8 protein-coding genes are annotated in these 8,741 nt (G+C 32.0%); 6 read left to right on the top strand and 2 right to left on the bottom strand.

What is annotated here, in order from left to right; genetic code table 11:
• Positions 1–753: 753 nt before the first annotated feature.
• Entirely contained in the window at positions 754–1,209 is a 456-nt protein-coding gene (locus Q3V31_RS30385; RefSeq protein ID WP_329767686.1) for a YrhA family protein, read from the bottom strand.
• 22 nt (positions 1,210–1,231) lie between these two features.
• Complete coding sequence (locus Q3V31_RS30380; RefSeq protein ID WP_329767685.1) at positions 1,232–3,256, bottom strand: T7SS effector LXG polymorphic toxin; 2,025 nt, start codon at positions 3,254–3,256, stop codon at positions 1,232–1,234.
• Positions 3,257–3,697: 441 nt separating this feature from the next.
• Here Q3V31_RS30380 and Q3V31_RS30375 point away from each other — a divergent pair, with 441 nt between their 5' ends.
• The 6 genes from Q3V31_RS30375 (at position 3,698) to Q3V31_RS30350 (ending at position 8,707) form a co-directional block, all read left to right on the top strand.
• On the top strand, positions 3,698–4,192 hold the full coding sequence (locus Q3V31_RS30375) for a DUF2716 domain-containing protein (RefSeq protein ID WP_329767684.1): 495 nt from the start codon (positions 3,698–3,700) through the stop codon (positions 4,190–4,192).
• A 211-nt stretch (positions 4,193–4,403) separates the two neighbouring features.
• Positions 4,404–4,664 carry a hypothetical protein gene (locus tag Q3V31_RS30370; RefSeq protein WP_329767683.1) on the top strand — a complete coding sequence of 87 codons (261 nt, stop codon included), beginning with the start codon at positions 4,404–4,406 and terminating at the stop codon, positions 4,662–4,664.
• Positions 4,665–5,253: 589 nt separating this feature from the next.
• Complete coding sequence (locus Q3V31_RS30365) at positions 5,254–5,844, top strand: hypothetical protein (protein WP_329767682.1); 591 nt, start codon at positions 5,254–5,256, stop codon at positions 5,842–5,844.
• Positions 5,845–6,072: 228 nt separating this feature from the next.
• Positions 6,073–6,657, top strand: coding sequence for a helix-turn-helix domain-containing protein (locus Q3V31_RS30360; protein WP_002193740.1), 585 nt, complete (start codon positions 6,073–6,075; stop codon positions 6,655–6,657).
• A gap of 1,258 nt (positions 6,658–7,915) precedes the next feature.
• A complete protein-coding gene (locus Q3V31_RS30355; protein WP_329767681.1) occupies positions 7,916–8,467 on the top strand; it encodes a MerR family transcriptional regulator in 552 nt (183 codons plus the stop codon).
• Between the two features lie 54 nt (positions 8,468–8,521).
• Positions 8,522–8,707 carry a hypothetical protein gene (locus Q3V31_RS30350; RefSeq protein WP_044443238.1) on the top strand — a complete coding sequence of 62 codons (186 nt, stop codon included), beginning with the start codon at positions 8,522–8,524 and terminating at the stop codon, positions 8,705–8,707.
• Positions 8,708–8,741 lie beyond the last annotated feature (34 nt).

Here is an 8,741-nt window from a genome sequence, read left to right as displayed (position 1 = left end):
GGTAAAGGGATTTGGATTATTTATTATGCTGTAGATTTATATGTTGTAACTATCCCATTACAAGTGAAAAAATATAATACACTTTAATATTCTATTTTTTTATTAAGAAGTTTTAAAATACGGTAAGTGAAATTATAGGTATAACTTTATTGTTAGCAATAATTATTGAATTAAATAGAAAATGTATTTAGAAGGAATCGCTGAGTCCTGGCGTTTATGCCGCGAAAGTTCCTTGACGATGAGGGGAACCCTCATGCAAACTCGCCAGGGGTGGCCCCAGAAGGGCGGTTTTTGCCCGCTGGGGTTAGCTTTGGGAGTTTGAGGGTTCGGAGGCTCGTGGTCAAGGGAACCGTGGAATAAAAAGCGAGGACGGACCCCAGGACAGGGCAAAAACCAATGTCTTCGCCAAGATTCGTGGTTCTACTGTTAGAAAAAGGCGAATAAGAATATAGCATACATACAATAAGGGAATGCAGTATAGATCAGTCTACAAGCATTCCCTTGCTATAAAGATATTAATAATTTTTTATCATCAAAACCCTCTTTTTTAAAAAAACCTTGAAAGGCATAAGCCAATCAAGGTTAGAAGTAGTGATTTGTAATTTTCAATTTCTTTACTAATCTCAGTAATAAATATCCAGATTCATTTGCTATTATCTCATACCTTTAAACGGTTAGCGGTTGGTCAACCTCTGTGTGTTACAAGACATTCTTCATCCTTTAAAAGTTGACGGCGGACGGCGGATTGTACATTTAACTAAGTGCTGTAGAGAAAGCAGATTCAAGCATAGTATCAAAATCGCAAAAAGTTTCCATATGCTCACCTGAAGGCTTATCTAGTTCAACAAAACTTTTTTTAGAAACATTATAACAATACCAAGCTATATCTGAATCTCCAAAAAAAATCAGCTCATCTTCGTCTTGAATTGACTCCCATGTTTCATTGGCATCAAAAAAACTATCTACTTGATTTATTGGTTTAGAATCCAATAAATTTTGGTCAATCCCATAAAATTTAAGTCCATTAAATTCAATTCCATTAACTGTTTGTAAAAATTCATAGTATTGCTGTGGTAGTATATCTTCACCAAATTTTTCCACCACAGATTTATGAAATCTTGATAACTCGTTTTCATTGGTAGGTAAATTGAGTTTTCTATTTCGTTTCTCTCTTATTTTGGAAATCTGACTAACTTGTTCTCTCCACATATAATCACCTTTTAAAAAATATTTATTCCTTATTAGGAGGATAAATGTCTCCTTTTGGAATAGGAAAATCTACTATTTTACTGTCCCCAGGTTTCATACCCTTTGTTAATGAATTTTGTTCATTTGTAATAACCTTGTGATAGGGATGGTTTTTTATTAGAACTAAGTTTTCCACATCATTGGTACCCCCTTGATCCAAAGGAGTTTTATGATGGACTTGCCAACCGTCAGGAACTAGTCCGTATTCCTTCATATCTTCAATATCATTATCTGAGATTCCAGATTTTTTTAATTCCTTTATTTTTTCAGGATTATCAGTCATAGATTTCATCAAATTTTTCCTGACCTTATTAAAATCCTTTCGCAATTGAGCTGTTTCATTTGGATTTCTTTTATTAAAGGTAACCTTTTCTGTTTTAACATTAGGAAGTTTGACTTCCTCACCTTTTAATTTACCGACAAAATCAGGACGACTATCAGTACCCTTAGTTTCACTTTTAGCAACAGAAAATAACGTGCCAAGTGTTTTTCTTTCCTCTACACTCCCAACGCCAGCTGCCGAAGTTTCAGGGGATAAATCCCGGATCTCCATATTTCTAATTTTCTCCAAGGCATTCTTCATACCCGGCAACTTATTCGTTAATGCTGCTACTTCTTCCGACTTACCAACTATTTTACCGCTTTTCCCTGCTGCTTGAAAGAGATTTGCACCCTCTGCGATTTTCCCTCCATTCACTACGGCCGCTATTTCACCGACGCCGACACAAAAACTACCGATATCAAATATCATGCCACCAAAAGCATAAGGGTCGGTCATGGCTTTTTCTACATAATCTTTCACTGCGTTGTACATTTCTTTTTCGTCTTTTCTATAGGTTCTAGCGAGGTTATCCAGCACGGGAATTTTATCCGTTAGTTCGGGATTATTTAAGAATTTACTAAGATGAGGAGCCTTAGTTGTGATATAGCCTACAATCCCATATTCGGCCAGTTTCTTCGTACCTTCCCAAGTCGCATCGAGATCGTCCAGTTTCCATTGTTCTGTTTCTACGCCATTTATAGAGTTATAGCCTGACTCCAAAAGCTCTGCACCTAGGTAAACTAGATTTATTACGCCTATCGCAGCCCCACTAATAGCGGAACCTGCTTTACCTATAAAACCTTCTAACGCCAAGGCTTCATCAGAAAGTCTTTTCAGGGCAGGATAGTTCGTGCCTAACATCCCTAACCATCTTGTTCCTTTTTCTAATCCATCCCATTTCTTACCAAAACTAGCAGAAACGTCTTGAAGCCAAGCCTGCGCTGGATGATGGTTCGCCCATTCCTCTCGCTTTTTCTTTATTTCTCCTTCAGCTTGCAGTTGCGCCTCTTTTTCCGCTTTTGTGATTTGTGTATCTATTTCATGAATGCCTTTTGCCAACGCATCTTGCGCAAAGAAATCTTGAAGTTGCGGATCAGTATAAGATAAACTGCCCATCTTGCCTGCAATTTGAACTTGTTTGTTTAGGGAATCGAGAATGTTTTCCGCATTGCTTTTTTCTTTTTTACTTTCAAATTGCTGTACTTTTTGAATCGTATCCTCTAGTTCTTTACTGGCTGCAACTAGTTTTTCATCAAACTGGCTTCTCGGCATACTCAATGAAATCAAATCGTTCACGCTGTTGTAAATATTAGAGATGCGACTATCCATTTCATGTTTCTTGGGTTGGAGATTGGAAAGTTTGTTTTGTGTTTGCAGTAATGCATCTTCCAGAATAACCGCATTCTCATCACTTTCTCCCGTTGTTGACTGAAAATCCTTTAAAGTTGTCAACATTTCCGCAATGAGAAATTCATTGGTAACTTTCAACCCAGTCACAACTGCACTTTGGTTATTATTGATGTCGTTGACAATCGCATTTCCTGTTGCCCCCTGCATGGCATCGGCCTGGATAATACCATTCAATGCTCTCTGGGCTTGTTCAAGTTGATTATTTGTTTTACTGGTGTCTTTTTGGATTTTGGCAAGTACTTCATTGAATTCTTTTAAATCTACATGAAATCCCATTTAATTCGTCTCTCTTTCTAGTGGTAGTAACAGGGTTGCAGTCATTCCCCCTTAATAAAAGCTTTTAAAAAAATCAATCAAGTATAGCAAAACAAATCAGAAAAACATCAAAACGGAGCGTTTTCGATACGGGATATACATTTCAAATACAAATAAAGACCAATGACAAATCCAGTCATTGGTCTTTATAGGAATGTTATACAAGATTTTATGCAAAAAAAGAATAGCGGGGATTCCTAGAATCCTCGCTATATCAACGATGTATAAAATCTTGTATAAGAGATAAATAGACATACAGACAAGAAACCTTATAAAAACAAGGATTCTATCAAACGATTTGCTACCGATAATAATGTGTTATGTAAATTAGCAATGAATAGAATATACAATTTCATCGTGGTATTTTAATTATATAATAATATTAGAAAGTAGGTACGGAGTTTGAAAGAATGGATTTTGTTAAATGAACAAGAATATGAGAATGTTTGGGATAGATTTGAAGATGAATTTTGTTTTAATCCTAATATAGATGGTGACCAATCATTTAAATTTTCTTGTCCATATATTACTTATGATTTACCTAATTATTTTGAAGGAAAATGGACTGATGACGATGATTATATTTTTGATCATATATTATTAGAAGTTCTTATTTTATGTACCGAGAAACATGAATATATATATGCGTTAGATTGGCAGCATGCTGGCTACTGGATGAATCCTAGTTTAAATTTAAATCTAAACGAAGATGATCATCAATGGAAAATCCCATTTTTTCCGGATGGGGATTATTATTTCTTTTTGCAAAAAGACTTTAAGTGGGGTTATTTAGGGCATCCATGGGAAAAAGTTATTTATATTTTCGGAGAAGAATTAATCAAGAATTTCAAAGAATTAAGGGCTAGTAGATTAAAAAAGACCAATGATAAAGTATAAATTTCACTTCCCATATCGAAAATTATGTAAATACGAAATCCCTTCAGCTTACTTGCTGAAGGGTTTTTTTCTAGATACATTGAATACCGATAAGTGGGGTTATGTAAACTTATATAAACAGCTTATTTATAACCTAAAAAAACAGAAAATTCATGATATAATAGACCTTATAATATCCATAATTCGGAAAATAAATATTAGGAGGGAATTTATGCAATTATTTGTTGGACAAAATATAATTAATTATAAAACAATAGATAAGCTGTTTCTAATTTTAATTTTACTATCTGGTACTTTAGCTTTTAGCATAGATCAATTTTTATATGTTACATTTTTCTTATTAGGGATTATGTTTATATATAGAAGCATAAGAGATTTGTATTTAAATGTTTCATATATAATTATTGGTCTTGAATTAGTAGTAGGTGTATTTCTAGCCATATATATGGCATTTAATTATTTAATTGCTTAGATGAAATTATAAAAAAGAATACTGCCTTTAAAGGTGGTATTCTTTTTTATATTAATGAATTGTTTTTTTTGTTTACAGGTTTCTTGAACTTTTTATTTATAGGGTTTTGAATGTATACTTTTCTTGTTAATTTTGAGAATACCAAGGGAATTGTTGTGAGTTCAATGTTTCAGGTAATTTGAATGTAAACTAATATTTAAAAGTTTACATTCGAAAGATAGAAAATCGAGCGAAGCGACAACCGTTTTAGGACGAGAATATGAAATTTCAAGACCGAAAAAACGGTAAAGGTTGTAGGAATCTCCTACCAAGTCAAAAACAGCGTTTTTGGAGAGTGGGCTCCCACTCCCGTAGCTTGCCCTTTCCTTTTTCTTTTAGAATTCTAGGTTTTAATTGTTACTTTGTTCTTGGTTACAAGAACGCTAATGGTTGATGTTAAGTCATCTTTTATTCAAAAGTTTACTTTCAAAAATCGAAAAAAGAGCCCTAGAAATATAGAACTCTTTTTTCGATTTTTGATGATATTATTTTAATTAAATATATAGGATGATTTAGAAATACGATTTAAAATTGGAAGGGTGTATAAAATATGAAAAAAAAATTAACTGAAATTACAATGATAAGTAGTATTATTGTAATAATTTATAATTTAACTAAATGGTACTTAGTTCAATTAGTTACACCATTTTTCATGCCGTTTGTTAGTATCGCAATTTATGGGTCATTTTTCATAATATTTATTATAGGAATTATAAATTTTATAAAATGTAAAAACTGGAAACCTTTAGTTATACAATTAATTATAATTATTATTTGTATATATGTGCCTTTTGTAAAAATATATATGAAACTAGATTTTATAATTTATAAAGAAGACCGTAAACAAGTAATAGAACTTATAGAACAAAAAAAGTTAATTCCAAATGTTGAGTATAACAATAAAATGATTCATTTACCTAAACAATTTGTATCAACATCCAAAAATGGTGGGGATATATTGGTTCAAGAAAAAGAAAATAGTACTTTAATTTTCTTCTATACTTATCGTGGTATATTAGATAATTTTTCAGGTTTTATATATTCGCCTAATGATATAAAACCAATTAAGTCGGATTTTAATAGTGATTTTAAAGAAATCATAAAGCTAGAAAAGAATTGGTATTATGTTACATCATATTAAAAAATAAAATTTGATTTGTGATTTTCGATAATAAGAAAAAAGAGTCTCTATTTATCTAGGACTCTTTTTTTATTAGTTACAACAAAAAAAGCCAATCATGATATAATTGAGTTGCGACGCTACAACTATACATAAGAGGCTTTTTTATTCTTATAAAATTCTAATTACATAATAGCATAAAAAAAGTCTCCGTACTAGTTGTAAATACTAGGAACGAGGAGAAAAGTTATGACAAATACTATCAATTTAAAACAAGCTGAAAAAAATGCAAGATTGAGAGATATCGAGGATTCGAAGATTTTGTCAGAAGAAGAGATGTATTTAGCAAATGAACTTCAAGCAAAAGCTAATTCTCATGGTATGAAGCTAGTCCCAGAGCGAAAAGTGAAGAATAAAGCTAAATTTGCTCAAATTATTCAAGAGAATTGGTTATATCTTATTCAGAATAATTATTTGAAAAACGAAGAAATTATGTTTTTAAACAAAATTATTGGTTTTATAGGGTTTCGATCTAACTGTATTGTTCATGATATTAATGCAAAAGAGCAGTTACCTATGACTCAAACTGAAATAGCAGAAAAAATAGGTTCTAGTAAAAATACAGTTAGTAGATTAATAAAACAATTAATTGAAAAGGGTCTAATTGGACGTTTTGAGTCGGGTAGAGATGGAATTAATGCTAGAATGTATGCACTGTACATAAACCCTAATATGATTCTTTGTGGAGATCGAGACAATATTAATCAAACACTACAAACTATGTTTATAAGAAAACCAAAAGAATTGAAAAATTTACCTATAAAATTAGTGTAACCTGTATGAATTTCATACAGGTTTTTTTGTAACTTTCATAGTTATCGAATTCGATAACTAAAGTTATCGAATTCGATAACTATGAAAAATCTTGAAACCCTTGGTATTACTGCTTTTTTTCTACTTTTGTATACTTGTCCCTTCTCACTCTCTATATAAAGGGCTAAAAGTTCCGCAAGGAACGGGTCGTATTTTCTTTCGCTTTGCTACAGAAAATCTCCACCCTTTACGCTTTGCTACATCCTTGCAAAACTTTTTTCGGCTCGAGTTTGGATATCACCAAGCCGATACATCCAAAAGCAACTATTTGGGATCATCGGCTTGAATTGCTATTATACGAGCCGAACCGCTAGTGCCTTCGCTTAATAATTTCACTTACCATATTGATAGATACGTAATACGTGGGGGTTCGTCCCCACACGACGAACCAGCCTTAACCCCAAAAGCAAAGAAAAACCTTCTTTTAAACCTGTCTATTTTGCTTTTTAAGCGTTTATTTTCGTTTTCACGTCAAATAGTATTATTTTAGATTTATATTCTTTAAAAAGGATTCTGAAGCGCCTGAATAGCATTTTGTATTTTGGTGTTATTTGTTTCTAGATTACAGATTTATATTTAATTAATGTTAATTGTTTTCTTTTAGTATTTTAAAGTAATGTTTGATTGCAATTTATTAAAAATATCATGTCGTTAGTGAGTACTCATATGGAGACATCAAAGGGACTTTGTGTACTCACTGAGTCTACATCTAGGGACACAATGGGGACATTTAAAGGGTTTTGTGTGGTCAGTGAGTGGACATCCTGGGAATTTTCGTGTACCCACGTTTAAGCTAGGCTCCGCCTAGTCCCAACCCCTAGTTGGGCCCAAAAACCCCTTATGCTCTTCTCTCTTTTTTGATTCTGAATTTCCAATTTTATAAAATGAATTATTTTTTAACTGGATTTTATTATGTTAAAAAAACAAGAATGTACTTTTAATTGTGGTTTGTTGCAAGGTTATTAGAAAATTTCTGTGGCGCGGCTATGATCTTCGCTGTGTGGATTAAATAATCATATGTTAAAAAGGAAATGAAGTAAGGATGGAGATAGGGGAGAAATTCTTTATTTTTATATGACAGAAGGATATAAACCTTAGTAAAATGAATTAGTAAAAACCTAGGTTTTATACCTAGGTTTCAAGGTTGATTTTTTTGAAAATAACCCTTGATATTTAAAAAACTTAGGTTTTTATCTAGGTTTTAAAGGTGGGTAAAAAGATGGGTAAAAGTGAAAACCTAGGTAAAGAAAAACCAGGTTATATAGCGATGACCGTTAAAGAAGTTGCACTGTGTGTAGATGAATCGCCAAATGTTATAAGAAATTGGATGAAAGAATTAAGGATGTATATTCCTTTGGAGAAAAATGAGTCGGGTTACAATGTTTTTAATGAAAAAGCCCTTGAGCAAATGAAAATAGTTAAACAATTACATCGAGAACAGAATTACTCAATAAAACAAATTGAACATTATTTTGCTACAGGTGGAGAAAGTATAAAGCCTGTACCTAGTAAAGAAGTTGGAGAAATTTTAGCTGAAGAATTAAAAGCATTAAAAAATGAAGTTAGTAGACTTAGAGAATATAGTGAGAAACAAGAGGAATTTAATAAATTGCTAATTGAGCAATTACGAAAACAACAAGATTACATTGACAATAAGTTAGAGAAACGTGATCAGAAGTTACTTGAAACAATTAGAGAAGTACAAGAAACAAAATTATTAACGGCATCTACAGAACCAAAAGGTTTTTTCGCGAGATTATTTGGAAAATGATTTTTTGAGATTTGGTAAAGAACTGATTATTAAGGATTTAAGGAGATAATTAGTATGAATAATAATGTTCCCAAAGTATTTCAATGGCTTCCTAAAAAATGGGGGAAAAGAAAAATTTCAGAACAGTTTTTTCAATCAAGATTTGATGCTGAAGGTAAAGGGATTTGGATTATTTATTATGCTGTAGATTTATATGTTGTAACTATCCCATTACAAGTGAAAAAATATAATACACTTTAATATTCTATTTTTTTATTAAGAAGTTTTAAAATAC

Source organism: Bacillus nitratireducens (assembly GCF_036320425.1).
GTDB lineage: Bacteria > Bacillota > Bacilli > Bacillales > Bacillaceae_G > Bacillus_A > Bacillus_A nitratireducens.
Note: the sequence above shows the minus strand (reverse complement) of the source record. Positions and strands in the feature narration are given on the sequence as shown.